The sequence below is a fragment of the Pseudomonas sp. A25(2017) genome, assembly GCF_002001065.1.
Taxonomy (GTDB): domain Bacteria; phylum Pseudomonadota; class Gammaproteobacteria; order Pseudomonadales; family Pseudomonadaceae; genus Aquipseudomonas; species Aquipseudomonas kilonensis.
Map to the genome: position 1 here is coordinate 23,496 of NZ_MUOA01000042.1, position 25,344 is coordinate 48,839.

General features: G+C 60.6%; 25 protein-coding genes and 1 pseudogene. 10 read left to right on the plus strand and 16 right to left on the minus strand.

Annotated elements, in window-relative coordinates:
* Positions 1 to 22 precede the first annotated feature (22 nt).
* Together B0E42_RS03955 and rlmF are read left to right on the plus strand one after the other, a co-directional pair.
* Complete coding sequence (locus B0E42_RS03955) at positions 23 to 2,869, plus strand: valine--tRNA ligase (RefSeq protein WP_077505762.1); 2,847 nt, start codon at positions 23 to 25, stop codon at positions 2,867 to 2,869.
* Between the two features lie 256 nt (positions 2,870 to 3,125).
* A complete protein-coding gene (gene rlmF, locus B0E42_RS03960; RefSeq protein WP_033062610.1) occupies positions 3,126 to 4,151 on the plus strand; it encodes a 23S rRNA (adenine(1618)-N(6))-methyltransferase RlmF in 1,026 nt (341 codons plus the stop codon).
* A 190-nt stretch (positions 4,152 to 4,341) separates the two neighbouring features.
* Here the strand turns inward: rlmF and B0E42_RS03965 are convergent, their stop codons facing one another.
* Complete coding sequence (locus B0E42_RS03965; RefSeq protein ID WP_018606201.1) at positions 4,342 to 4,623, minus strand: HU family DNA-binding protein; 282 nt, start codon at positions 4,621 to 4,623, stop codon at positions 4,342 to 4,344.
* A gap of 396 nt (positions 4,624 to 5,019) precedes the next feature.
* On the opposite strand from B0E42_RS03965, the gene yejK reads away from it, so the two are divergent.
* Positions 5,020 to 6,024: a nucleoid-associated protein YejK gene (yejK, locus tag B0E42_RS03970; protein ID WP_018606199.1), complete on the plus strand. Its 1,005-nt coding sequence runs from the start codon at positions 5,020 to 5,022 to the stop codon at positions 6,022 to 6,024.
* Between the two features lie 185 nt (positions 6,025 to 6,209).
* Here the strand turns inward: yejK and B0E42_RS03975 are convergent, their stop codons facing one another.
* The 5 genes from B0E42_RS03975 to B0E42_RS03995 all read right to left on the minus strand — a co-directional run bounded on the left by B0E42_RS03975 (position 6,210) and on the right by B0E42_RS03995 (position 10,124).
* Complete coding sequence (locus tag B0E42_RS03975) at positions 6,210 to 7,145, minus strand: glutathione S-transferase family protein (RefSeq protein WP_077505764.1); 936 nt, start codon at positions 7,143 to 7,145, stop codon at positions 6,210 to 6,212.
* A 79-nt stretch (positions 7,146 to 7,224) separates the two neighbouring features.
* On the minus strand, positions 7,225 to 7,548 hold the full coding sequence (locus B0E42_RS03980) for a GIY-YIG nuclease family protein (RefSeq protein ID WP_024617623.1): 324 nt from the start codon (positions 7,546 to 7,548) through the stop codon (positions 7,225 to 7,227).
* A 40-nt stretch (positions 7,549 to 7,588) separates the two neighbouring features.
* The gene (locus B0E42_RS03985; RefSeq protein ID WP_077505766.1) at positions 7,589 to 8,059 is read right to left on the minus strand and encodes a nuclear transport factor 2 family protein; all 471 of its coding nucleotides are present in this window, start codon (positions 8,057 to 8,059) and stop codon (positions 7,589 to 7,591) included.
* Between the two features lie 87 nt (positions 8,060 to 8,146).
* Positions 8,147 to 9,475 carry a CynX/NimT family MFS transporter gene (locus tag B0E42_RS03990; protein WP_077505768.1) on the minus strand — a complete coding sequence of 443 codons (1,329 nt, stop codon included), beginning with the start codon at positions 9,473 to 9,475 and terminating at the stop codon, positions 8,147 to 8,149.
* Positions 9,465 to 10,124: a FadR/GntR family transcriptional regulator gene (locus tag B0E42_RS03995; RefSeq protein ID WP_077505770.1), complete on the minus strand. Its 660-nt coding sequence runs from the start codon at positions 10,122 to 10,124 to the stop codon at positions 9,465 to 9,467. The genes B0E42_RS03990 and B0E42_RS03995 overlap by 11 nt, the downstream gene beginning before the upstream one ends.
* Before the next feature lie 165 nt (positions 10,125 to 10,289).
* On the opposite strand from B0E42_RS03995, the gene B0E42_RS04000 reads away from it, so the two are divergent.
* Positions 10,290 to 10,601, plus strand: a complete 312-nt coding sequence (locus B0E42_RS04000; RefSeq protein ID WP_053189801.1) for a type II toxin-antitoxin system MqsR family toxin — start codon at positions 10,290 to 10,292, stop codon at positions 10,599 to 10,601.
* Positions 10,598 to 11,080: a type II TA system antitoxin MqsA family protein gene (locus tag B0E42_RS04005; RefSeq protein WP_018606187.1), complete on the plus strand. Its 483-nt coding sequence runs from the start codon at positions 10,598 to 10,600 to the stop codon at positions 11,078 to 11,080. Before B0E42_RS04000 ends, B0E42_RS04005 begins: the two co-directional genes overlap by 4 nt.
* 64 nt (positions 11,081 to 11,144) lie before the next feature.
* Here the strand turns inward: B0E42_RS04005 and B0E42_RS04010 are convergent, their stop codons facing one another.
* From B0E42_RS04010 to B0E42_RS04025, 4 genes are all read right to left on the minus strand, one after another.
* Positions 11,145 to 11,909, minus strand: a complete 765-nt coding sequence (locus tag B0E42_RS04010) for an amino acid ABC transporter ATP-binding protein (protein WP_003178331.1) — start codon at positions 11,907 to 11,909, stop codon at positions 11,145 to 11,147.
* Positions 11,910 to 11,920: 11 nt separating this feature from the next.
* Complete coding sequence (locus B0E42_RS04015) at positions 11,921 to 13,018, minus strand: amino acid ABC transporter permease (RefSeq protein ID WP_018606184.1); 1,098 nt, start codon at positions 13,016 to 13,018, stop codon at positions 11,921 to 11,923.
* Between the two features lie 10 nt (positions 13,019 to 13,028).
* Entirely contained in the window at positions 13,029 to 14,210 is a 1,182-nt protein-coding gene (locus B0E42_RS04020) for an amino acid ABC transporter permease (protein ID WP_077505772.1), read from the minus strand.
* Positions 14,211 to 14,275: 65 nt separating this feature from the next.
* Positions 14,276 to 15,307: an amino acid ABC transporter substrate-binding protein gene (locus B0E42_RS04025; protein ID WP_018606179.1), complete on the minus strand. Its 1,032-nt coding sequence runs from the start codon at positions 15,305 to 15,307 to the stop codon at positions 14,276 to 14,278.
* Between the two features lie 473 nt (positions 15,308 to 15,780).
* Between B0E42_RS04025 and B0E42_RS04030 the strand changes: the two genes are divergently transcribed.
* From B0E42_RS04030 to B0E42_RS04050, 5 genes are all read left to right on the plus strand, one after another.
* Complete coding sequence (locus B0E42_RS04030; RefSeq protein ID WP_053181668.1) at positions 15,781 to 16,437, plus strand: alpha/beta hydrolase; 657 nt, start codon at positions 15,781 to 15,783, stop codon at positions 16,435 to 16,437.
* Between the two features lie 98 nt (positions 16,438 to 16,535).
* On the plus strand, positions 16,536 to 17,999 hold the full coding sequence (gene rhlB, locus B0E42_RS04035; RefSeq protein WP_018606176.1) for an ATP-dependent RNA helicase RhlB: 1,464 nt from the start codon (positions 16,536 to 16,538) through the stop codon (positions 17,997 to 17,999).
* 166 nt (positions 18,000 to 18,165) lie between these two features.
* A complete protein-coding gene (locus B0E42_RS04040; RefSeq protein ID WP_077505774.1) occupies positions 18,166 to 19,113 on the plus strand; it encodes an ornithine cyclodeaminase family protein in 948 nt (315 codons plus the stop codon).
* 147 nt (positions 19,114 to 19,260) lie between these two features.
* Positions 19,261 to 20,388, plus strand: a complete 1,128-nt coding sequence (locus tag B0E42_RS04045) for an FAD-binding oxidoreductase (protein WP_077505776.1) — start codon at positions 19,261 to 19,263, stop codon at positions 20,386 to 20,388.
* An 89-nt stretch (positions 20,389 to 20,477) separates the two neighbouring features.
* Complete coding sequence (locus B0E42_RS04050; protein ID WP_024617613.1) at positions 20,478 to 21,104, plus strand: transcriptional regulator; 627 nt, start codon at positions 20,478 to 20,480, stop codon at positions 21,102 to 21,104.
* Positions 21,105 to 21,231: 127 nt separating this feature from the next.
* Here the strand turns inward: B0E42_RS04050 and B0E42_RS04055 are convergent, their stop codons facing one another.
* The 6 genes and pseudogenes from B0E42_RS04055 to B0E42_RS04075 form a co-directional block, all read right to left on the minus strand.
* Positions 21,232 to 22,008, minus strand: coding sequence for an ABC transporter substrate-binding protein (locus tag B0E42_RS04055; RefSeq protein WP_018606168.1), 777 nt, complete (start codon positions 22,006 to 22,008; stop codon positions 21,232 to 21,234).
* 279 nt (positions 22,009 to 22,287) lie between these two features.
* Entirely contained in the window at positions 22,288 to 22,740 is a 453-nt protein-coding gene (moaE, locus tag B0E42_RS04060; protein WP_077505778.1) for a molybdopterin synthase catalytic subunit MoaE, read from the minus strand.
* Positions 22,741 to 22,743: 3 nt separating this feature from the next.
* Entirely contained in the window at positions 22,744 to 22,986 is a 243-nt protein-coding gene (locus B0E42_RS04065) for a MoaD family protein (RefSeq protein ID WP_018606164.1), read from the minus strand.
* Positions 22,983 to 23,456, minus strand: coding sequence for a cyclic pyranopterin monophosphate synthase MoaC (gene moaC / locus B0E42_RS04070; RefSeq protein WP_003205311.1), 474 nt, complete (start codon positions 23,454 to 23,456; stop codon positions 22,983 to 22,985). The genes B0E42_RS04065 and moaC overlap by 4 nt, the downstream gene beginning before the upstream one ends.
* A gap of 92 nt (positions 23,457 to 23,548) precedes the next feature.
* A pseudogene (locus B0E42_RS31675) lies at positions 23,549 to 23,653 on the minus strand (metal ABC transporter ATP-binding protein); the annotation flags it as partial.
* 52 nt (positions 23,654 to 23,705) lie between these two features.
* Positions 23,706 to 25,100 (minus strand): PhoH family protein, encoded by a 1,395-nt coding sequence (locus tag B0E42_RS04075; RefSeq protein ID WP_053181685.1) that lies wholly within the window; start codon positions 25,098 to 25,100, stop codon positions 23,706 to 23,708.
* Positions 25,101 to 25,344 lie beyond the last annotated feature (244 nt).

Consider the following 25,344-nt stretch of genomic DNA (forward strand, 5'->3'; position numbering starts at 1 on the left):
TGCCAATAGGGTCCCGCCGCGCATGGATAAGACCTACCAGCCGCACGCCATTGAAACTTCCTGGTACAACACCTGGGAGTCCGAGAATTATTTCGCTCCGCAAGGCGCGGGCGATTCCTACACCATCATGATCCCGCCGCCGAACGTCACCGGCAGCCTGCACATGGGCCACGGTTTCAACAACGCGATCATGGACGCACTGATCCGTTTCCGGCGCATGCAAGGTCGCAACACCTTGTGGCAGCCGGGCACCGACCACGCCGGTATCGCCACGCAGATGCTGGTGGAGCGCCGCCTCGAAGCCCAGGGCCAGAATCGCCATGACCTGGGTCGCGAAAAATTCCTCGAGAAAGTCTGGGAATGGAAAGACGAGTCCGGTGGCAACATCAGCCGCCAGATCCGTCGCCTCGGCTCGTCCGTGGACTGGAGCCGCGAGCGCTTCACCATGGACGACGGTCTCTCGGAAGCGGTGAAGGAAGCCTTCGTGCGCCTGCATGAAGACGGGCTGATCTATCGCGGCAAGCGCCTGGTCAACTGGGACACCAAGTTGCACACGGCCATTTCCGACCTCGAAGTGGAGAACCACGACGAGAAAGGTTTCCTGTGGAACCTGAAGTACCCGCTGGCCGACGGCGCCAAGACCGCCGAAGGCAAGGATTACCTGATCGTCGCCACCACGCGCCCGGAAACCATGCTGGGCGACTCCGCCGTGGCGGTGAACCCGAACGATGAACGCTACCAGGCGCTGATCGGCAAGTTTGTTGAACTGCCGCTGGTTGGCCGTCGCATCCCGATCATCGGCGACGACTACTGCGACCCTGAATTCGGCACCGGCTGCGTGAAAATCACCCCGGCCCACGATTTCAACGACTACGAAGTCGGCAAGCGCCACAACCTGCCGCTGCTGAACATCTTCGACAAGAACGCCAACGTATTGCCGGCAGCCCAGGCATTCAACCTCGACGGCACGCTGAACGAAAGCGTCGACGGCCAGATCCCGGCCGAATACGCCGGCCTGGACCGCTTCGAAGCACGCAAGCAGATTGTCGCGGCATTCGATGCCGCCGGCCTGTTGGTCAGCGTCGACGATCACGCCCTGAAAGTCCCGAAAGGCGACCGCTCCGGTACCATCATCGAGCCGTGGTTGACCGACCAGTGGTACGTGTCCACCAAGCCGCTGGCCGAGCCTGCGATTGCCGCCGTGGAAGACGGCCGCATCCAGTTCGTGCCCAAGCAATACGAAAACATGTACTTCTCGTGGATGCGCGACATCCAGGATTGGTGCATCAGCCGTCAACTGTGGTGGGGCCATCGCATCCCGGCCTGGTACGACGAGTCGGGCAAGGTCTATGTCGGCCGCGATGAAGCCGAAGTCCGCGCCAAGCACAACCTCGGCCCGGACGTGGCGCTGCAACAGGACAACGACGTCCTCGACACCTGGTTCAGCTCGGGCCTGTGGACCTTCTCCACCCTGGGCTGGCCGCAGCAGACCGAGTTCCTGAAGAAATTCCACTCCACCGACGTGCTGGTCACCGGCTTCGACATCATTTTCTTCTGGGTCGCCCGGATGATCATGTTGACCATGCACCTGGTGAAGAACGAGGACGGCACGCCGCAAGTGCCGTTCAAGACCGTCTACGTCCACGGCCTGGTGCGCGACGGCCAGGGCCAGAAGATGTCCAAGTCCAAGGGCAACGTCCTCGACCCGCTGGACATCATCGATGGCATCGACCTGGAAACCCTGGTGCAGAAACGCACCTCCGGCCTGATGCAGCCGAAACTGGCGAAGAAGATCGAGAAAGCCACCCGCGAAGAATTCGCCGAAGGCATCGCCAGCTACGGCACCGACGCCCTGCGTTTCACCTTCTGCTCGCTGGCGTCCACCGGTCGCGACATCAAGTTCGACATGGGCCGCGTCGAAGGCTATCGCAACTTCTGCAACAAGATCTGGAACGCCGCGCGCTACGTGCTGGACAAAGGCGAAGACTGCGGCCAGAACGGCGAAGCCTTTGAGCTGACCCTGGCCGATCGCTGGATCATTTCGCAGCTGCAACGCACCGAAGCCGAAGTGACCCGCCAGTTGGACCAGTTCCGTTTCGACCTGGCCGCGCAAGCCTTGTACGAGTTCATCTGGAACCAGTATTGCGACTGGTACCTGGAGCTGTCCAAGCCTGTGCTGTGGGACGAAAACGCACCGGTCGAACGCCAGCGCGGCACCCGTCGCACCTTGGTGCGCGTGCTGGAAGTGGCCCTGCGCCTGGCGCATCCGTTCATGCCGTTTATCACCGAGGAAATCTGGCAGCGCGTCGCACCGCTGGCAGGCGCCCAAGGCAAGACGATCATGCTGCAACCGTGGCCGGTGGCCAACGAGACCCGCATCGATCCAGCGGCCGAAGACGACATCGAGTGGCTCAAGACCTTCATGCTCGGCCTGCGTAATATCCGTGCCGAAATGAACATCGGCCCGGGCAAGCCACTGGCCTTGTTCCTGAAGAACGCCAGCGCCGAAGACCTGCGCCGCCTCAACGAAAACGAGGCGCTGCTCAAGAAGCTGGCGAAGCTTGAATCGGTGACGGTCCTGGCAGCCGGCGAAGAAGCACCACTGTCGGCCACCGCCCTGGTTGGCGAGATGGAAGTGCTGGTGCCGATGGCCGGTCTGATCGACAAGGCCGCGGAACTGGCGCGCCTGGACAAGGAAATCCTGCGCCTCAAAGGCGAAGTGCAGCGGGTCGGCGGCAAGCTGTCCAACGCCGGCTTCGTCGACAAAGCGCCGGCCGAAGTCATCGAGAAGGAACGGGCCAAACTGGCCGAGGCTGAACAGGCCTTGGGCAAGCTGGCCGAGCAGCATGGGCGGATCTCCAGCCTGTAACGGGCAGTTCGCAATGAAAAGGGAGGTCCTATTGGACCTCCTTTTTTATGCCTGTCACTTTCCTTCCAGGTATCGCCCCCCCTGTGGGAGCGAGCTTGCTCGCGATAGCGGCGGGTCAGCTTGCATCAACATTGGATGTGTCGCCGTCATCGCGAGCAAGCTCGCTCCCACAATTTGGTCCGCGCTACCATCAAGACCGGGCTGGATGTGGGACAATGCCCGCCACTTTTTGAGCCATCCCCGAATCGACCCGCCCATGACCGCCCCCCGCACACCCAAACCAGCCCGCCAGAAGCCCAAGCCCGCCACCGAGGCCAAAGCCGTGGCACCGCGTGAGAAGGCCAGCCTGCATCCGCGCAACCGCCACCAGGGTCGCTATGATTTCCCGGCGTTGATCAAAAGCACGCCGGAACTGGCCAAGTTCGTGATCATCAACCCCTACGGCAAGGAAAGCATCGACTTTGCCAGCCCCGACGCCGTGCGGGTGTTCAACCGGGCGTTGCTCAAAGCTTTCTATGGCATCGCCCACTGGGATATCCCGGCCGACTACCTGTGCCCGCCGGTGCCGGGTCGGGCGGACTATGTGCACTTTCTCGCCGATTTGCTCGCCAGCCACAACGAAGGTGAAATCCCCCGCGGGGCGGCGGTCAAGGTGCTGGACATCGGCACCGGCGCCAATTGCGTCTATCCGTTGATCGGCCACAGCGACTACCGCTGGCACTTCCTCGGTTCGGAGATCGACCCGACGGCCATCGCCTCGGCCAAGGCCATCGTCCAGTCCAATGGCTTGAACAAAGCCATCCAGTTGCGCCAGCAAGCCAACCGCAAGCAGATCCTCCTGGGCCTGTTGGAGGATGGCGAACGGTTCGACCTGACGATGTGCAACCCGCCGTTCCACGCCTCCCTGGAGGAAGCGACCAAGGGCAGCCAGCGCAAGTGGCGGGCATTGGGCAAGGCCGATCCGAAGCGCAAGCTGCCGGTGCTGAATTTTGGCGGTCAGGCTGCGGAGTTGTGGTGCGAGGGCGGGGAAGCCCGGTTCGTGACGCAACTGATCGGCGAGAGCGCGCAGTTGGCCGGGCAAGTGCTGTGGTTCAGCACCCTGGTGTCGAAGGCGTCGAACCTGCCGGCGATTCAAACCGCACTGAAAAAGGCCGGGGCGCTGCACAGCCAGGTGGTGGAGATGTCCCAGGGCCAGAAGCAGAGTCGTTTCGTGGCCTGGACCTTCCAGACCGAAGCGCAGCAACAAGCCTGGCGCCAGTCGCGTTGGGTTCGCAAGGATTAGAAAGACGCTGCTCTACTGTAGGAGCTGCCGAGCGAAGCGAGGCTGCGATCTTTTGATCTTTCACTTGAGATTCAACTGCCAGGGGAAAGATCGCAGCCTCGCTTCACTCGGCAGCTCCTACAGGTGGTTTCCAAGGCAACAAAAAACCGTGCCCGGATCGCTCCGAGGCACGGTTTTTTTTACTGCGGTCTTACTTGTTGACCGCGTCGGTCAGGCCTTTGGCCACAACCAGCTTGATCACTTTCTTGGCAGCGATTTCGATGGCAGCGCCAGTCGAAGGGTTACGGCCGGTACGGGCAGGACGCTCGGAGACTTTCAGCTTGCCAACACCTGGCAGAGTGATTTCGCCGCCATTTTCCAGCTGATCAGCCACGATTTGGCCCAGTTGGTCCAGCAGAGCACGCACAGTAGCTTTTGGTGCGTCTACAGCTTCAGACAAATCGCCGATCAGTTGGTCTTTAGTAAGAGCCATGTAGTGTTCCTTCCCTATCAAATTCATATGGATTGCAGAGTGCAGTGTCAGCCATCGAGCCCGATCTCTCTTGATCAGGCACCCTCGGCAATCACCGCGACGGATCGGGGTAATAGATGCCGAAAACCGGGTTTGGTTCGACCTGACAGATGCTGAATGCACGCTTAACGCAGTGACTTCGCGTAAGACCGGGCAAAACTAGCACAACGCCTCTGAAATATCCGCCTCTAGCTACCCATTTGGTCAGCTTTCTTGCGCTAAAACGTTAAAAAAATGCATATAGGGTGTCGGACGGGTCTGAAAGGGCCTTTGCCGGGTTCCAAAACCAGTGATTGCGGTACACTGGGCCCTTTTTCGGGGAGCACGCCCTCCTCTCTTTCCACAGCCGAGAAATCCATGCCGATCCGTCATTGCATCGTCCACCTGATCGACAAAAAACCCGACGGCACCCCTGCTGTGCTCCATGCCCGCGACTCCGAACTGGCAGAGTCCTCGGCCATCGAGAACATGCTCGCCGACCTCAACGAGAGCTATAACGCCAAGCAAGGCAAAGCCTGGGGCTTTTTCCATGCCGAGTCCGGGGCGCATCCGTTCAGCGGCTGGCTGAAGGAGTACCTGGACGGCGGCAAGGACTTCACCGCCTTCAGTCGCGTGGCGGTGGAACACCTGCAAAAGCTGATGGAAGAGTCCAACCTGTCGGTGGGTGGCCACGTGCTGTTCGCGCATTACCAGCAAGGCATGACCGACTACCTGGCCATCGCCCTGCTGCACCACAGCGAAGGCGTGGCGGTGACCGATGAGCTCGACGTGACCCCGTCCCGCCACCTGGACCTGGGCCAGTTGCACCTGGCGGCGCGGATCAACGTGTCGGAATGGCAGAACAACAAGCAATCGAAGCAGTACATCTCGTTCATCAAGGGCAAGAACGGCAAGAAGGTCTCGGAATATTTCCGTGACTTCATCGGCTGCCAGGAAGGTGTCGACGGCCCCGGTGAGACCCGCACCCTGCTCAAGGCCTTCAGTGACTTCGTCGAAAGTGAAGACCTGCCGGAAGACGATGCCCGGGAGAAAACCAAGACCCTGGTCGACTACGCCAGCAGCCAGGCCAAGCTCGGCGAGCCGATGGGCCTGGAAGAACTGTCCGAGCTGATCGACGAGGATCGCCCGAAAGCCTTCTACGATCACATCCGCAACAAGGACTACGGGTTGTCGCCGGAAATCCCGGCGGATAAACGCACCCTCAACCAGTTCCGCCGCTTCACCGGCCGCGCCGAGGGCTTGTCCATCAGCTTCGAAGCGCACTTGCTGGGTTCCAAGATCGAGTATGACGAAGAGGCTGGGACGCTGATCATCAAGGGGTTGCCGACTTCGCTGACTGATCAGCTCAAGCGCCGCAACTGATGCTCGGCAGAGTGCGAGTTCGATAGGGTGCTGTCCGCGATATAGATTTGAGGGCCTCATCGCGAGCTTTGTGGGAGCAAAGCTTGCTCGCGATCCAGGCGCTGCGGTACTCAAGAGACCGCGGCGCGTTCATCGCGGGCAAGCCTTGCTCCCACCAAGCTCGCTCCCACAAGGTCATTCGTTGTTCATCGAGCCTCGATCCGGAAGCCAAACCGCGGAAAGTGCACATGCACCACCCCGCCCCGCGCGTCTTCGCGACGCAGAATCAATTCTTCGCTCCCGGCAAACACCAACTCCCCGGCCACCGGATCGACGCCATAGTCGGTCGCGGCGATGGTCACCTGCTGCCCTGCCGTGAACCCGTTCGGCTCATCGAATGCCTCATCCGGCAGCGCTGCCGGTGTAGCGTTGCGGGCAACCTCCAAGGCTTCTTCGGAACTCATCCCGTTCGGCGCACCATGGCCGAAACCCAACACCCGCGCCAACCAGGCCGAGACAGCCGGATACGCATCCACCAGCGACGAGGTCACCGGAGTGCCCTTGAGGAACCACAGCGGATGGGCCATGGCGAAGTCGGCAATCGACGGATCACCCAACAGGAAATCACCCTCCTCGCGCTGCAACTGTTGCTCCAGCCGGGCCATGATCGTTGGCCATTGGTGCTTGGCCTGCTCGGCAGCCAAACGCGTAGTCGTGCCGCCACTGAACAGCCCGGCACGATCGCTGATGAACGCCTTGATCGCTTCGGGCGATAGCTTGGCGAACCGCACCGCCACCGATTCAGGCTGGAACACCAGGCTCACCGCATGCTGGAACACCACCGAATCGGCCCAGGCGGCAAAGGACGCGGCCAGCATTTCCCGGCCTTCGGGGAACAGGGCCGGCGAGGCTTTTTCCTGCTCCAGCCGGCGGGCCATCAGCGACGTATCGCAATAGATATCCGCGCCGATCTGCAATACCGGGGTCTTGCGATAGCCGCCCGTCAGTGCCGTCAGGTCAGGCTTGGGCATCATCGGCGGGATGCTCACCGAACGCCAGGACAGCCCCTTGAAACCCAGCAACAGCCGGGCTTTTTCCGCGAAAGGAGACGTTGGGTAATGATGAAGGATCAGCTCTGACATGAGATTAGCCACTGCAGGAATGATGTCTTGCAGCTTAGCGCGCCTGAGCGGGTCAGCCTACCGGCCTGATAGAGGCCTATCAGCCCGGCTGATGAAGCGACAGCGCACTGGCCACCAGGCATTCCTTGGCGCTTTTCTTGAGTTTTTTGATCAGCCGCTCCTGGCGCAGGGCCTCGCCCTTGTCGCGACAAGCCTCGGTATACACCAGGGCCACTGCCGGGCTGGAAAGGAAGAAGCGCGCGCCCTTGCCGCTTTGATGCTTGGCAAAGCGCCGCACCGGGTCATCACTGATGCCGCAGTACAGCGAGCCGTTGGCGGCCCGCACCAGATAGACGAACCAGGGTTTGTCCGCTTCGGTGGGGCCTTGTGCAGGCAGATCGGGAGAGGGGGCAGCAGTCGTCACAAGATGTTCAACAGATCGGCAAAGACAAGCCGCGATCTTATCAGCGACTGGCCTGGAACGCCCGCAAGCCCTTGATGGCCTGGGCCCTGACGGCGTTGCGCACCAGCGGCGTCCAGCCCAGCAACAGGCCCTTGGTGCCCAGCGCCTGGCGGGACCAGCGCCACAGGTCGAAACTGTCATGGTGCTCGCAGATCTTGCCATCGCGAAAAACGAAGCGCGCCTGAATGTCATTGATCACGATGTTGCCGGTCTGGCTGAACAGGTACGTCGCCACCCAATGAGCACCACCGGTACGCTCATCGCTGCGCACGTTATCGAAGGTCAGGGAAAAGTCCTTGGCCCGGGTCGTGAGCATGCTCCACATGTCACCGGCATCGCGCCCGCGCAGTTCGCCGAACGCCGGGTCGCTGAACAGCACGTCGTCGGTGTAGCAGGCGCTCATGGCTTCGGCATCCAGGCGCTGGAAGGCCTGATAGAAACGGGTGATCAAGGCGTTGTGGGCATCACTCATGGACAGGCTCCGAAAAACGTTTCAGTAGGCCAGCACGATAATCTGCCGCCACCGGGAAGACTATCGTCATTCGCCATGAAAATGATATCAACGAAGGTCAGTGACCCTTTCGCTGCTGACCCCGACGTACAACGCCCGGCCCGCGCCGATGCCGGCGATGATCGCCCCCAGGCCAACCAGGCCGAAGATCCAGCCCAGGGCATTCCAGCCGCCGGTCAAGTCGTGGACCACACCCACCGCGAACGGCCCCAGCGACGCCAGCGTATAGCCGAAGCCCTGGGCCATGCTGGACAGGTTGGCGGCCACGTGGGCGTCCCGCGAACGCAGCACGATCAGCGTGAGCGCCAGGCTGAATGATCCGCCCTGCCCCAGGCCCAGCAAGATCGCCCAGCCCCACAAGCCATCGAGCGAAGCGTAGAGGCAACCGAACAACCCGCCCAGGACCATGAGCATGACGATCACGATGGCCAGGCGTTGGTCCTTGCCACGTGTTGCCAACCAGGGCGCCGCGAGGGAACTGATCAACTGCACGATGACCGAACCGGACAGCACCAGCCCGGCCTGGGTCGGCGTCAGGCCGCGTCCAATCAGGATCGACGGCAGCCAGCCAAAGACGATGTAGGCCAGGGACGATTGCAACCCCATGTACAAGGTCACTTGCCAGGCCAGTGGATCACGCAGCAAGCCGCGGACCCGGTACGCCACTTGGTGGGCACCGTGTTTCTCGCCCACTTGCGGTAACCAGAACACCGCCGCCAGCAGCGCCGGGACCACCCAGAAGCCCAGGCCCAGGGCCCAGCTGTGGCCAAGCTGCTCGCTCAGCGGCACCGTCGCCCCGGCCGCCATCGCCGCGCCCAGGCACAAAGCCATGGTGTAGACGCCGGTCATGGCGCCGGCCTGTTTGGCGAAGTCACGCTTGACAATGCCCGGCAACAGCACGCCGATCACACCGATACTCGCGCCGGCCAGGATGCTGCCGACAAATAGCCCGACCTGACCGAACGCACTGCGCAACACAATCGCGCCCGCCAGTGTCAGCAAGATCCCCAACACCACGCGCTCAGCACCGAAGCGCCGCGCCAGCACCGGCGCCAGCGGCGCAAACAGGCCCAGGCAAAGCACAGGCAATGTGGTCAGCAAACCGGCCTGGGCAGCCGACAGGCCTAGGCTTCTTGATACTTCGCTGAGCAACGGCGCCATGCTCGACAACGCCGGACGCAGGTTCAGCGCCACCAGGATCAGCCCGAGCAGCAACAACCAAGGCCGGCGCACCAGCGGAGGGCGCTGCTGGGCCTGCTCGTCATCGGCTTCGGCATCGATCAGCAATTCTTCGAGTTCGGCGGCGCGTTTGGGCGCCGTCAAAGGGGTGCGGTCAAACGGATCGCGGGACATGGAAAGCTCTGCTTCAGGGTTCATTGATCAACTGCCGGCACAGGGCCTTGGCCTGCTCCGGGTCTTGGCGTTCGACGGCTTCGAGGATTTCGACGTGCAGGTCGAACACATGTTGATGGCGGGGAATGATGTTGAGGCTCTGGCGCAACTGTGCGCCGATGACGCTGGAAAAGTAGCGATAGAGTTCGCTCAGCGCAGGGTTGTGCGCGGCGTCCACCAACAGGCGATGAAACACCAGGTCGCAGGCGATGTAGTGCTCCAGGTCGCCGTGGTAATGCTCGCCACTGGTTTTCAGCGCCTGGCGCAAGGCCAATACATCTTCAGCGGTGCGCCGCAGCGCCGCCAGGCCAATGGCCTCTACTTCCAGGATGTGCCGGGTTTCCCGGGCCTGTTCCAGCGAACAGCGCGACAGCACCTTGAGGGTATCCAGCGGATCGACCACCGCCCGCACGTAGCTGCCGTCGCCCTGGCGGATCTCGATCAGTCCAGAAAACGCCAGCACGCGCATGGCTTCGCGCACGGTGTTGCGGCTGATCCCCAGCTCCGCCACCAATTCCGGCTCGGTGGGCAAGCGCTGGCCGACGGTCCATACCCCGTCACTGATACGCCGACGCAATTGCTCCAAGGCCTGATCGACCAGGGAGCGTTTCATTAATGGAGAAATATCTGACATAGAGTCCACCCTTTCATCCAATCATAGGATGAATTTTCTGACATGTTAGTCAGCTTCGCGTAGGACGGCAATTGCCTAGGGTCAATGGGACGGAAAAGGAGCGAAATTTTCGATTAGTCAATATTACCCTTTAAGGGTAACTTTAAGGACAAGGCACACCGTTCCATGGAAAAGAACACACCCCATTACGCCTTGGTGGCGATACAGGCGGATGTCAGGCGGCTTAAAGGGAAAGCTTTCACCAGCACTGCGAAGAACACTGCTCGGACGCTCGGTTTAAACGTCTCGGACATGCAGCAGCTCATCCATGGGCTTGAGCGAAAACAGTTCTACAAATCGATGACCACCTATGACGATCATCGAGTCTGGCATGACGTCTATCACGCCCATTCACACGGTCTGGAGATTTACCTGAAGGTAACGTGCCACCCCAGTGGAGGCCCACCGGTAATTTCCTTCAAGGAGAAAAACTCATGAAAAATCAGCAGTGCTTCAGCTGTGGTGCCCAGGAGGGCATGTTGCATTTCGAAGGTCGCGGCGAAACCATGAGCGTCAAGGGACTGGAACGCCGGGTCGATGACTTGTCTGGCTGGGAATGTCAGATGTGCGGCGAAGTCGAGCTCGATTCAAGCTGCTCGGATCGCTACGACCACGCAGGTGATGAGCTGGTCAACGCGGCCAGGAGAATGATTGGCGAAGAAATGAAACGCATACGTCGCAAACTGCATCTGTCGCAAAAAGAAGCGGTTTCGTTTTTGTCAGGTGGCGGGCACAACGCGTTTTCCCGCTATGAGCGCGGTGAGGTATTGCCACCAAAAGCGTTGATGCTGCTGATGCGCCTGCTTGATCGCTACCCGCATTTGCTTGCAGATGCACGAACCCTGGCTGAAGGCGCGGACTTGAGAGGATTCAAGACGACGGTGCACAAGGAGCACGAAATCCTCACGACTTCCTGAGCAGCCGAAGCAGAAAAAAATAAACCCGGACAAGTCCGGGCTTATTTCACTGCCTAAGGCCGGATCAATGCAGGATCTGGCTCAGGAACAGCTTGGTACGATCATTCTGCGGGTTATCGAAGAAGTCGTTCGGCGCGGCCTGTTCGACGATTTCACCCTTGTCCATGAAGATCACGCGGTTGGCCACGGTGCGGGCGAAGCCCATTTCGTGGGTCACGCAGAGCATGGTCATGCCGTCTTCGGCCAGACCGATCATGGTGTCCAGCACCTCTTTCACCATTTCCGGGTCGAGGGCCGAGGTCGGCTCGTCGAACAGCATGATTTTCGGCTTCATGCACAGGGCACGGGCGATGGCCACACGCTGTTGCTGACCGCCGGAGAGCTGGCCCGGGTACTTGTGCGCCTGCTCTGGAATGCGTACGCGCTCCAGGTAATGCATGGCGATTTCCTCGGCCTTGCGCTTGGGCATCTTGCGTACCCACATCGGCGCCAGGGTGCAGTTCTGCAGGATGGTCAGGTGCGGGAACAGGTTGAAATGCTGGAACACCATGCCGACTTCACGGCGGATCGCTTCGATCTGCTTGAGGTCGTTGGTCAGTTCCACGCCGTCGACCACGATGCGACCCTGCTGGTGCTCTTCCAGACGGTTGAGGCAGCGGATGGTGGTGGACTTGCCGGAGCCCGAGGGGCCGCACAGCACGATACGCTCGCCCTGCTTGACGTTCAGGTTGATGTCTTTCAACACGTGGAACTGGCCGTACCACTTGTTGACGCCCTGCATCTGAATAATGCCTTCAGGGCTCACAGGCTGTTTGATCGCTTCACTCATAAACTACGCTCCTAACGCTTGTGGCCAGTGTCCAGCTTGCGTTCCAAATGCATGGAATAGCGGGACATACCAAAACAGAAAATCCAGAACACCAGGGCGGCGAACACATAGCCTTCAGTGGCCATGCCCAGCCATTTCGGGTCGGCGGCAGCTTGTTTCACGCTGTTGAGCAGATCGAACAGGCCGATGATGATCACCAGGCTCGTGTCCTTGAACAACGCAATGAAGGTGTTGACGATACCCGGGATCACCAGCTTCAGGGCTTGCGGCAGAATCACCAGGCCCATGCTGCGCCAGTAACCCAGGCCCATCGCCGCGGCCGCTTCATACTGGCCCTTGGGAATGGCTTGCAGGCCGCCGCGCACCACTTCGGCCACGTAGGCCGACTGGAACAGGATCACCCCGATCAGTGCGCGCAGCAGCTTGTCGAAGTTCATGCCCTCGGGCAAGAACAGCGGCAGCATCACCGACGACATGAACAGCACCGTGATCAACGGCACACCGCGCCAGAACTCGATGAAGGTCACGCAGACTACACGGATCGCCGGCATGTTCGAGCGCCGGCCCAGGGCCAGGACGATACCCAGCGGCAATGCGCCGACGATACCGACGGTGGCAATCACCAACGTCAGCATCAGGCCGCCCCACTGGCTGGTCGCTACGGTATCCAGACCGAAAACGCCACCGTGCAGCAGGCACCAGGCAATGATCGGGTAAAGCACCAGGAAGCTGAGGCCGTAGATCGCCTTGCGCGGGAAGCGCGAGATGAACAGCGGCGCCACACCAAGCACTGCCGCCCACACGGTCAGGTCTACGCGCCAGCGCAGGCCCGTCGGGTAATAGCCGTACATGAACTGGCCGAAACGCTGTTGGATGAACACCCAGCAGGCGCCCTCCTTGGTGCAGTCGGCCTGGGTGGTGCCGACCCAGTTGGCATCGAGGATCGCCCAACCGATGATCGGTGGAACTATCAGGTAGATCAGGTAGAACGCGAACAATGTCAGCAAGGTGTTGAGCCAGCTGGAGAACATGTTCGCGCGCATCCATGCCACCGGCCCGAACACTTTGCTCGGTGGCGGCATATCAGGTTTGAAAGTATGGGATGTCATGCGCTTTTCCTCACCGCTCGATCAGCGCAATGCGCTTGTTGTACCAGTTCATCAGCAAGGAAATGCTGATACTGATCGCCAGGTACACACTCATGGTGATCGCGATCACCTCGATGGCCTGACCGGTCTGGTTCAACACCGTGCCAGCAAACAGCGAAACCATTTCCGGGTAACCGATACCGGCGGCCAGGGACGAGTTTTTCGCCAGGTTCAGGTATTGGCTGGTCAACGGCGGGATGATCACGCGCAAGGCTTGCGGGATGATCACCTTGCGCAGGGTCGGACCGTTGCGCAGGCCCAGCGAGTGGGCCGCCTCGGTCTGGCCATGGCTCACGGACTTGATGCCCGAGCGCACGATCTCGGCGATGAACGCCGCGGTGTACACGGTCAAGGCCAGGGTCAAGGCCAGCAGCTCCGGGATCAATACCCAGCCACCGACGAAGTTGAAACCCTTGAGTTCCGGCATTTCCCAATGCACAGGCGCACCGAAGATCGCGGCGCACAGTGCCGGGATCACCAGGAACAGCGCCAGGCCCACCCAGAATTTGTGGAACGGCTCACCGGTCGCTTCGAAACGCTTGTTGGCCCAGCGGGTCATCAGCACGATGGCGACGATCGCCAGCACGACACTGGTTACGAACGGCCAGAACCCTTCCGCTACCAGCGCCGCCGGTATGTTGAGGCCGCGACTGCTGACGAAGAAGGTGTCACCGAAATTGTGGGCAGCCCGTGGTCCCGGCATCGTCAGGAATACGGCGAAGTACCAGAACAGGATTTGCAACAGCGGTGGAATGTTACGGAAAACCTCCACATAGACGGTCGCCAGCTTGGAGATGATCCAGTTCTTCGACAAGCGTGCGACGCCGATGATGAACCCCAGGATGGTCGCCAGAATCACGCCAATGAAGGTCACCAGGAGGGTATTGAGCAAACCGATGACAAAGACGCGGGCATAGCTGTCCGCTTCGGTGTAGTCGATCAGGTGTTGGGCGATGCCGAACCCGGCGCTGCGCTCCAGAAAGCCGAAACCGGAAGTGATGCCCCGGTGTTCCAGGTTGGTCTGCGTGTTATCGAACAGAAACCAGCCCAGCGAAATAACCGCCACGATGGTGACGATCTGAAATACCCACGCACGCACTCGTGGATCGCTGAGGCTGAGCCTCTGCTTAGGTGCGCCGATTGAATTTTGCATGAAGTGCCCCGCAAAGAATGGAACAGAACATCACCCGGTGGTTGGCCCACCGGGTGATAGAACCATCAGCGCACTGGTGGTGCGTATTGGATGCCGCCTGCGTTCCACAGCGCGTTCAGACCGCGATCGATCTGCAGCGGGGTGTCCTTGCCGAGGTTGCGCTCGAACATTTCGCCGTAGTTGCCGACTTGCTTGACGATCTGCACGACCCAGTCCTTCGGCAGCTTCAAGTCCTTGCCGTACTCGCCGTCAGCACCGAGCATACGAGCAACGTCTGGGTTCTTGGTAGCCTTGGCTTCAGCCTCGACGTTTTTCGAAGTGATGCCGGCTTCTTCAGCATTGAGCATGGCGTAGCCAGTCCAACGCACAACGGCCAGCCACTCGTCGTCGCCATTACGCACGACCGGGCCCAGTGGCTCCTTGGAGATGGTTTCCGGCAGAACCACATAGTCCTTCGGCGACGCCAGCTTGCTGCGCTGGGCGAACAGTTGGGACTTGTCGGAGGTCAGCACGTCGCAACGGCCGGATTCCAGCGACTTGGCGCTTTCATCGGAGGTGTCGAAAGTGATCGGGGTGTACTTCAGGCCATTGGCGCGGAAGTAGTCGGACACGTTCAGCTCGGTAGTGGTACCGGCCTGGATGCAGATAGTCGCACCGTCCAGTTCCTTGGCGCTCTTGACGCCCAATTTGCTGTTAGCCAGGAAACCGATGCCGTCATAGTAGGTGATGAAGCCAGGGAACTTCAGGCCCATGCCCGCATCACGGGAGCTGGTCATGGTGGAGTTGCGCGACAGCATGTCGATTTCGCCCGACTGCAGCGCGGTGAAGCGCTCCTTGGCGTTCAACTGGCTGAACTTGACCTTGGTCGCATCGCCGAATACCGCAGCGGCAACGGCACGGCAGAAGTCAGCGTCGATGCCGACGATCTTGCCGGTCGAATCAGGCACCGAGAAACCCGGCAGGCCATCACTCACACCACATTGCACAAAACCTTTCTTCTGCACGGCATCCAGGGTTGCACCCGCCTGAGCGAACCCGCTGACACCGAGTACTGCAGCTGCAGTCACGACTGCCAGGGTGGATTTCAGTAACTTCATTCAAACCTCCAGTTTTGCTCTTGTTGTGTCGGAGCTCGAGTCCTATCGCACCCTTTTGGGGCATTGTCGACCCTTGTTGGCTTTTTTTAGGGTCAACCGACGTCTGGACCTTCGCTATGAGTCTAATAATGAGGATGTCCGTAAACAGTGGTCATGCCCATCTCTCACCAATCGGCCGAACGGGCTGTAGCCCTTCACGTTCGCGATGCCCGTAACGGCTGTTGGCGAACATTCATCACCGGATTTCTGATATCCCATGCGGCGCGGCGAACTGATAGTGTTACCGCACAGCGTAAGAATCATCACTCAGGTACACCCATAGCAAAGCCCGTACCAGACCGCTGCGCTTAGGCCATGTAAAACTCGTCAAGACAAAAACTTTCAACTTTGCGACATCTAATTAACTGAGACACCGGGAACGCACTGTAATCACGCACTGATTGAGCGCACCCGCACAGATTTGGAGCACAGCCATGACCGACCCCCTGATTCTCGAGCCCAGCAGCACTGCCGACGCGTGCGTTATCTGGCTCCACGGCCTGGGCGCCGATCGTTTTGATTTCCTGCCGGTCGCCGAAATGTTGCAGCAAAGCCTGCTCACCACACGTTTCGTTCTACCCCAGGCACCGACCCAGCCGGTAACGATCAACGGCGGCTACGCCATGCCCAGTTGGTACGACATCCGTGCCTTGAGCCCGGCGCGAGCCATTGACGAACAGCAACTCGAAGCCTCGGCACAACGGGTCATCGACCTGATCGAAACCCAGCGAGCCAGCGGAATAGACGCCTCGCGGATTTTCCTGGCGGGCTTCTCCCAAGGCGGCGCGGTGGTCTATCACACGGCATTCGTGAAATGGCAGGGCCCGCTGGGCGGCGTGATCGCGCTGTCTACTTATGCACCGACTTTCAGCGATGAGCTGCAATTGTCAGCCAGCCAGCAACGCATTCCGGTGCTGGCGCTGCACGGGCAATACGACGAAGTGGTACTCAACCCCATGGGCCGGACCGCGAAAGAGTATTTAAAGCAGCATGGTGTCACCGTGACATGGCAAGAATACCCAATGGGCCACGAAGTGTTACCCGAGGAGATTCGCGACATCGGCACCTGGCTGGCCGAGCGGTTACGCTAAGAGGCCGATCGCCACGCCGGTCCTTTGACGATCACACTACGCCGCGCCCGTTTCTTGCATTACACTGGCCGGCGTACATTCCTTAACCAATCGATGAGATGACCGTGCTCAAAGCACTCAAGAAGATGTTCGGTAAAAGCGAGGCCGAGCAACTCGCGCCTGGCTCCACAGCGCCGACCCACGGCCCGAGCCATACCGATGCGCAACAACCGCGCCGGGCGGCCCCTGTTGCACAGGCAACAAAAGAACCCGTCGCCCAGCCTGTTACGGCCCCCGCGCCCGAGAAACCACGCAACGAAGCCCCCAAGCCACGCCGCGAGCGCGCACCGAAACCGCCGGTCGTCGCCTGGAAGCTCGAGGACTTCGTCGTAGAACCCCAGGAAGGCAAGACCCGCTTCCACGACTTCAAGCTCGCCCCGGAACTGATGCATGCCATCCAGGACCTGGGGTTCCCGTATTGCACGCCGATCCAGGCGCAGGTGCTGGGCTTCACCCTCGCAGGCAAAGACGCCATCGGTCGCGCCCAGACCGGCACCGGCAAGACCGCCGCGTTTCTGATCTCCATCATCACCCAGTTGCTCCAGACCCCGCCGCCCAAGGAACGCTACATGGGCGAGCCACGGGCGCTGATCATCGCGCCGACCCGCGAGCTGGTGGTGCAGATCGCCAAGGATGCCGCCGACCTGACCAAGTACACCGGCCTGAACGTCATGACGTTCGTGGGCGGCATGGACTTCGACAAACAGCTCAAGCACCTCGAAGCCCGCCACTGCGACATCCTGGTCGCCACCCCGGGCCGCCTGCTGGACTTCAACCAGCGCGGCGACGTGCACCTGGACATGGTCGAAGTGATGGTGCTGGACGAAGCCGACCGCATGCTCGACATGGGCTTCATCCCGCAAGTGCGCCAGATCATTCGCCAGACCCCACCGAAAAGCGAACGCCAGACCCTGCTGTTCTCCGCCACCTTCACCGAAGACGTGATGAACCTGGCCAAGCAATGGACCACCGATCCGTCCATCGTCGAGATCGAGGCGCTAAACGTCGCCAGCGAAAACGTCGAGCAGCACATCTATGCCGTGGCCGGTGCCGACAAGTACAAGCTGCTCTACAACCTGGTCAACGACAACGGTTGGGAACGGGTGATGGTGTTCGCCAACCGCAAGGATGAAGTGCGGCGTATCGAAGAACGCCTGGTGCGCGATGGCGTCAACGCGGCCCAGCTCTCGGGCGACGTGCCCCAGCACAAGCGCATCAAGACCCTCGAAGGCTTCCGCGAAGGCAAGATCCGCGTATTGGTCGCCACTGACGTGGCCGGTCGCGGCATCCACATCGACGGCATCAGCCACGTGATCAACTTCACCCTGCCGGAAGTGCCGGACGACTACGTGCACCGCATCGGCCGTACCGGTCGCGCCGGGGCCGCCGGGGTTTCGATCAGCTTCGCTGGCGAAGATGATTCCTACCAGTTGCCGTCGATCGAAACGTTGCTGGGCCGCAAGATCAGTTGCGAAATGCCCCCGACCCACTTGTTGCGACCGGTCGAGCGCAAGCGCCCTTAGCATCGAGACGGACGCAGAGCGTCCATCGAGGCATTCCCACGCAGAGCGTGGGAACGATCAGCGCAGCCAAAACAGGCTGCGCTTTTTTTTGCCTTGGATATTGCTCGATTAAACTAAAAGTCCATAATGGACAAATTAGTTTACAAGCAGCTTCCCGGAGCCCCCCATGTCCAGCACGCCCTATGTGATGACCCAAGCCCAGGCCCGAGAACTGCTCGGGCAAATCGACGTACCGCACATCCTGCGCAAGCTGTTCCGCGACCTCGCCGCCGGGCAAGCGGTGCAGCCGCCCCAGCAACTGGTGGTGTTTCCCCAGGGCGCCGGGGACTTCATCAACTACCTGGGTGTGCTGGCTGAAGACCAGGTCTACGGGGTCAAGACCTCGCCCTACATCGTGCGCGAGCAAGGCCCGCTGGTGACCGCCTGGACCTTGCTGATGTCGATGCAGACCGGCCAGCCGCTGCTGTTGTGCGATGCCGCCGAGTTGACCACCGCCCGCACCGCTGCCACCACGGCTGTTGCCGTCGATGCCCTCGCCCCGCACAACGCCCGGCGCCTGGCGGTCATCGGCAGCGGTGCGGTGGCGCGGGCGCACGTGCAGTACGTCAAGGGCCTGCGGGACTGGCAAGGTATCAGCCTCTATTCGCCAGGTCTGAAGACCAAGTCGGCGCAAGCACTTGCCTCCATCACCGGCCTGGACCCACGCCTACACATCGCCGACTCCCTTGAAGCCGCGCTGCATGATGCCGACGTGGTGATGCTCTGCACCTCGTCCGCCAAAGCGGTGCTCGATCCGCAGACCCTGGGCAAACCAGCGCTGATCACCTCCATCAGCACCAACGCCCCACGTGCCCATGAAGTCCCCCCTCAAAGCCTCAACGACATGGACGTGTTCTGCGACTATCGTCAGACCACCCCGGGCTCGGCCGGTGAGATGCTGATTGCCGGCGAACTGCATGGCTGGGACGCGTCGCGCATTGTCGGCGATTTACCCGACCTGCTCAGCGAACGGGTGGCGCGCCCAAGCTATGGACGCCATGTGTTCTTCCGTTCCATTGGCCTGGGGCTGGAAGACGTTGCACTGGCGAATGCGCTTTACCGGTTGCATAACTGACACACCCATTTCCCCTTGTGGGAGCGAGCCTGCTCGCGATAGCGGTGTATCAGATAAAAATATGTGGCTGACACACCGCTATCGCGAGCAGGCTCGCTCCCACAGGTTCTCGGAAACGCCCGGCAATGTGCTCGACAGGAGAGCTTCATGACCTCAGCAGACTTCATCATCATCGGCGGCGGCATCGCCGGTGCTTCCACCGGTTACTGGCTGGCGCCCCACGGCCGGGTGATTGTGCTCGAACGCGAATCCCATCCGGCCTACCACTCCACCGGACGCTCGGCGGCGCTGTATACCGCCGCCTACGGCACCCCACAGGTGCGGGCGCTGACCCAGGCCAGCCGGGATTTTTTCGACGCCCCGCCGGCCGGTTTCTGCGAACACCCCTTGCTGACCCCACGGGGCGAAATGACCGTGGACTTCACCGGTGACCCGGCCGAGTTGAACAACCAGTACCTCAGCGCCAAGGCCACCGTGCCGCAGATGCAACTGCTCAGCGCCGACGAGGCCTGTGTGCGGCTGCCGATCCTGCGACGGGACAAGGTCCACGGGGCGATCTACGACCCCACGGCCTGCGACATTGACACCGATGCACTGCACCAAGGCTACCTGCGCGGTATTCGTCGCAGTGGCGGTGAAGTGCACACCGACAGCGAAGTGCAGCAATTGAGCCGCGATGATCAGGGACTGTGGCAGGTGAAAACCGCCAACCAGACGTTCACCGCACCGGTTCTGATCAACGCAGCCGGCGCATGGGCCGATCACATTGCCGAAATGGCCGGCGCTCGAAAGTTGGGGTTGCAGCCCAAGCGGCGCGCAGCGTTCATTTTTGCCGGGCCCGAGGGCGTGGATATCCATGACTGGCCGATGCTGGTGAGCCTGGACGAATCCTTCTATATGAAGCCCGACGCTGGCATGTTCCTCGGCTCGCCGGCCAACGCCGACCCGGTGGAACCTCACGACGTGCAGCCCGAAGAACTCGACATTGCCATGGGCATCTACCAGATCGAAGAAGCCACCACCCTGACCATCCGCCGCCCGACCCGCACCTGGGCCGGCTTGCGCAGTTTCGTGCCCGACGGTGATTTGCTGTCCGGCTTCGATCCACAGCTGCCCGGACTGTTCTGGGTCGCGGCCCAGGGCGGCTACGGCATCCAGACCTCGCCGGCCATGGGCCAGGCCAGCGCGGCACTGGTGCGTGGTCAACCGCTGCCCGAGGCCCTGGCCCGTTTCGGCCTGAGCATCGCCATGCTGTCACCCGAGCGCCTGGGCTGAGCCACCTTGAGGTGACGCATCGCCGCGATTGCGGCACACTCCCCCGCGCCCCTGTTTCACGGGGCGCTGACGCTGCCTGGAGCCCTGTCATGACTGCCTCGCCACCCGATCCGGTGCTGGAAAACTTCCGCACCATCGCCGATGCCATCGCCACGCTGTTCTACCCTCACGCCGAAGTGGTACTGCACGACCTGCGCACCCAGAAAGTCGATTACATCGCCAATAACCTGTCCAAGCGCGAGATTGGCGATGACTCGTCCCTGGAGGACATGCTCAGCGAGGACGTCAGCGAACGTAACATCGGGCCCTACGAAAAATTGAACTGGGACGGACAGAAGATTCGCAGCCTCAGCAGCGTACTGCGCGACGCCAACGGGCATCCGCTGGCGGTGCTGTGCATCAACCTGAATATTTCGCTGTTCGAGAATGCCAAGGCCGCACTGGATCTGTTCCTGTCACCCGGCAAGTTGATTCCTCAGCCGGATTCACTGTTTCGCGATGACTGGCAGGAGCGAATCAACACCTTCCTGCATGCCTGGATGCGCGAGCGTCAGCTGAGCCTGAACCTGCTGACCCGCGACCACAAACGCGAGCTGGTGCTGGCGCTGCATGCCGAAGGCGCATTCAAGGGCAAAAGCGCGTCCAACTATGTGGCCAATGTGCTGAACATGGGGCGGGCGACGGTGTACAAGCATTTGAAGGAGTTGAAGGGCTAAGATTCTTGTTGCCTGGCCTGACGCCTTCGCGAGCAAGCCCGCTCCCACAAGGGATTTGCGCTGAACACAAGATTTATGTCCGACGAAGATCCAATGTGGGAGCGGGCTTGCTCGCGAAGGCGATGTTTCAGTCGCCGTAGATGTCCGACTTGAAATACTTGCCCTGGATCTTCTGATACTCCCCATTGGCCCGAATCCCATCGATGGCCTTGTTCAAGTCCGCCACCAGTTGGGTATTGCCTTTGCGCACCGCGATACCGGCGCCTTCGCCGACGTATTTGGGGTCCTTGAGCTCGGGGCCGACAAACGCGTAGCCCTTGCCACGAGGCATCGACAGGAAGTCTTCCAGCGGGATGGTGTCGGCGAAAATCGCGTCGAGGCGACCTGACGCCAGGTCCATGTAGATTTCTTCGTTGTTGCTGTAGCGCTTGACCGTCACGCCCTTGGGTTCGAAGACTTCAGTGGCGAAGCGGTCCGTGGTGGTGGCCCGTTGCACACCAACGGTCTTGCCCTTGAGGCTGGCGTACTGGTCATCGACCACCGCCCCTTCCTTCATGACCAGGCGCGATGAGGTGAAGTAGTACTTGTGGGTGAAATCCACCGACTTCTTGCGCTCTTCGGTGATGGTCATGGACGACAGCGCCAGATCGATCTTCTTCACCTTGAGCGACGGAATCAGCCCGTCGAACTCGCCTTCGATCCACTCGCACTTGACCTGCATCTGCGCGCACAGGGCATTGCCGATGTCGTAGTCGAACCCCTCGATCTTCCCTTCCGAGGTCTTGGAAGCAAACGGCGGATAAGCCGCCTCGATGCCGATGCGCAAGGTTTTCTCAGCGGCGAACAGACTGCTGGAGGCCAACAGGCTCAAGGCCAGGCCGGTGATGAGGGGAAGTTTCTTCATGATCGATCTCTCGCGGGTTGTTGTTGGTTTGGCAGAGAAAGGTGGGGCAATGACTTTATATGTACTTATAAATCCATACTGGACTTTAATGTACACATCGTCAATTGGAGAAACAGGGGAATGTGATGGGAGGCTGCTGGCCCCTTCGCGAGCAAGCCCGCTCCCACAAGGATCTGTGCCGAACACACATGCTGTGTACAACACAAATTCCCTGTGGGAGCGGGCTTGCTCGCGAAGACGGACTTATGGACTGCGAAAAAACAACAGTTTGCTTGCTGCTTACTGCTTCCAGCGATCCGCCGCCGCATGATCACTGTCCCGCCCTTCGACCCAGCGCGGGCCGTCGACGGTGTTTTCCTTCTTCCAGAACGGCGCTCGGGTCTTGAGGTAGTCCATGACAAAGGCGCAGGCGTCGAACGCCGCCTGGCGATGGGCACTGGCGGCACCGACGAAGACGATCGGCTCGCCCGGCTCCAGGGCACCGATGCGGTGCAGCACCTCCAGCTTGAGCAACGGCCAGCGCTGCTCGGCCTCGCTGGCAATCTTGCCCAGGGCTTTTTCGGTCATGCCCGGATAATGCTCCAGGAACATCCCGGACACATCGAGGCCATCATTGAAGTCACGCACGTAGCCGACAAAACTCACCACCGCCCCCACGCCGACATTAGCCGCATGCATCGCGTTGACTTCGCCCCCTGCGTCGAACGGTTCGACCTGCACACGAATCGCCATGGTTCAGCCTCCGGTCACGGTGGGGAAAAACGCCACTTCGTCGCCGTCCGTCAGCGGTTCGTCGAGCTGGCACAGATCTTCGTTGCGCGCGCACATCAGGTTTTGTTCCTTCAGCACCTCGGCACCGTCACGCTCGGCAAGCAGCACGCGCACATCGTCGACCGTGGCGAAATCACCTTCCACCTTTACCGAATCCACGCCAAGCGCTTCACGGTAACGGGCAAAGAACTTCACGTTGATTTTCATGACGCATCCGCCTGGAAATGGCCGCTCTTGCCGCCGAGTTTTTCCAGCACCCGCACGCCTTCGATGGTCATGCCACGGTCGACGGCCTTGCACATGTCGTAAATGGTCAGCGCGGCGACGCTGGCGGCGGTGAGGGCCTCCATTTCCACGCCGGTCTGCCCCGACAGTTTGCAGCGGGCAACGATGCGCACCCGGTCCTCGCCTTCGGCATTGAGCTCGACCTTGACGCTGGTGAGCAGCAGCGGGTGGCAGAGCGGAATCAAGTCGCTGGTTTTCTTGGCCGCCTGGATGCCGGCAATGCGCGCGACGGCGAACACATCGCCCTTGGGGTGACCGCCGCTGACGATCATCTGCAGCGTGTCGGGCAGCATGCGCACAAAGGCCTCGGCCGTGGCTTCACGGAACGTCACGGCCTTGTCGGTCACGTCGACCATGTTGGCGCGACCTTGGGAATCGAGATGAGTCAGCACAGGGATACTCCTGATCGGGAGTGTCGATTGTAAACCTGTGGGTCAGATTCCGGCAGGCTTGATTGTCGCACCTGCAATTTGCAAAACACCGCATTTACCTGTGGGAGCGGGCTTGCTCGCGAAGGGGGCGTGTCAGGCAGCATATATGTCAACTGATACACCGCCTTCGCGAGCAAGCCCGCTCCCACAGGGGTTATGTGTCAGGCATAAAAAACCGGGCGACCATAGGGTCGCCCGGTTTGTCTGGGGTTACAGGTGGGATTCGGCGTATTCGGCCAGGATCGAGCGCGGTACGCCCTGCAGGGTGATGTGGACCCCGTTTGGGAAGTCCTTGAAGCGTTCGGTCAGGTAGGTCAGCCCGGAGCTGGTCGCGGACAAGTAAGGGGTGTCGATCTGCGCCAGGTTACCCAGGCACACCACTTTGGAACCGGCACCGGCACGGGTGATGATGGTTTTCATCTGGTGCGGGGTCAGGTTCTGGCATTCGTCGATCAGGATCAGGCTCTGCTGGAAGCTGCGTCCGCGAATGTAGTTGAGGGATTTGAACTGCAACGGCACTTTGCTGAGGATGTAGTCGACGCTGCCATGGGTGCTTTCGTCATCCATGTGCAAGGCTTCGAGGTTGTCGGTGATCGCCCCCAGCCATGGCTCCATTTTCTCCGCTTCGGTACCGGGCAGGAAACCGATTTCCTGGTCCAGGCCCTGCACGCTGCGGGTGGCGATGATGCGCCGGTAGCGTTTGCTGACCATGGTCTGCTCGATGGCAGCGGCCAGGGCCAGGATGGTCTTGCCGGAACCGGCGGCGCCGGACAGGTTGACCAGGTGGATATCCGGGTCGAGCAAGGCGAACAACGCCAGGCTCTGGTAGATGTCACGAGGTTTGAGACCCCAGGCTTCCTGGTGCAGCAAAGGTTCCTGGTGCAGGTCGAGAATCAACAGCTTGTCGACATGGATTTCCTTGATCCAGCCGACGAAGCCTTGTTCGTCGATGATGAACTCGTTGATGTGCACCGCCGGCAGGTTGTCGATCAGTTGCACCTGGTGCCAGGTGCGGCCGTGGTCCTGGCGGGTCTCGACCTTGCTCACACGGTCCCAGAAGGAGCCGGTCATGTTGTGGTAGCCGTTGGGCAACAGCGAGACGTCGTCGACCAGTTGGTCGGTGCTGTAGTCCTCCGCCGCGATCCCGCAGGCGCGGGCCTTGAGGCGCATGTTGATGTCTTTGGTCACCAGCACCACGGCCTGGTCCTTGGTGCGCGCGTGCAGGTCGATCAACTGGTTGATGATGATGTTGTCGTTCAGGTGTTCAGGCAGCACCAAGTTGGGTTCGGTGCGCTTGCTCATCAGGATCGAAAGCAGGCCCTTGGGACCACTTTTGCCGCGCTGGATCGGTACGCCGAGCTCAACGTCTTCCGGGGAGGCATCACCCAGGGTCTTGTCGATCAGGCGGATCGCCTGCCGGCATTCGGCCGCAACGCTGTGGTGTCCGCTCTTGAGCTTGTCCAGCTCCTCAAGCACGGTCATCGGGATGGCAACGTGATGTTCTTCGAAGTTCAGGAGCGCGTTTGGATCGTGGATCAATACGTTGGTATCGAGTACATAGAGGATTGGCTGGTTGGAGGAAGGGCTACGTCCGTGGTCATCCATACTCGGTCACCTATGTGGGGGCCATTCGACGCAATACCGTGACAGTGCTGCGCCTCGAGGTAGCCACCGAATTCACCCGCGAGGATTCAGGTGAACTGCACACAATCTGGGTCTTGGAAGACGCCACCTGTGTTGCAGGTTTCGGCGGTCTGTCTTCTTGATACTCCAAAAACCATGACAGGAAAAAGCACTTTGACGTTTTTTTGAAGTTTATTTTTCAGAGTGACGAATAACCCTTGGCGTA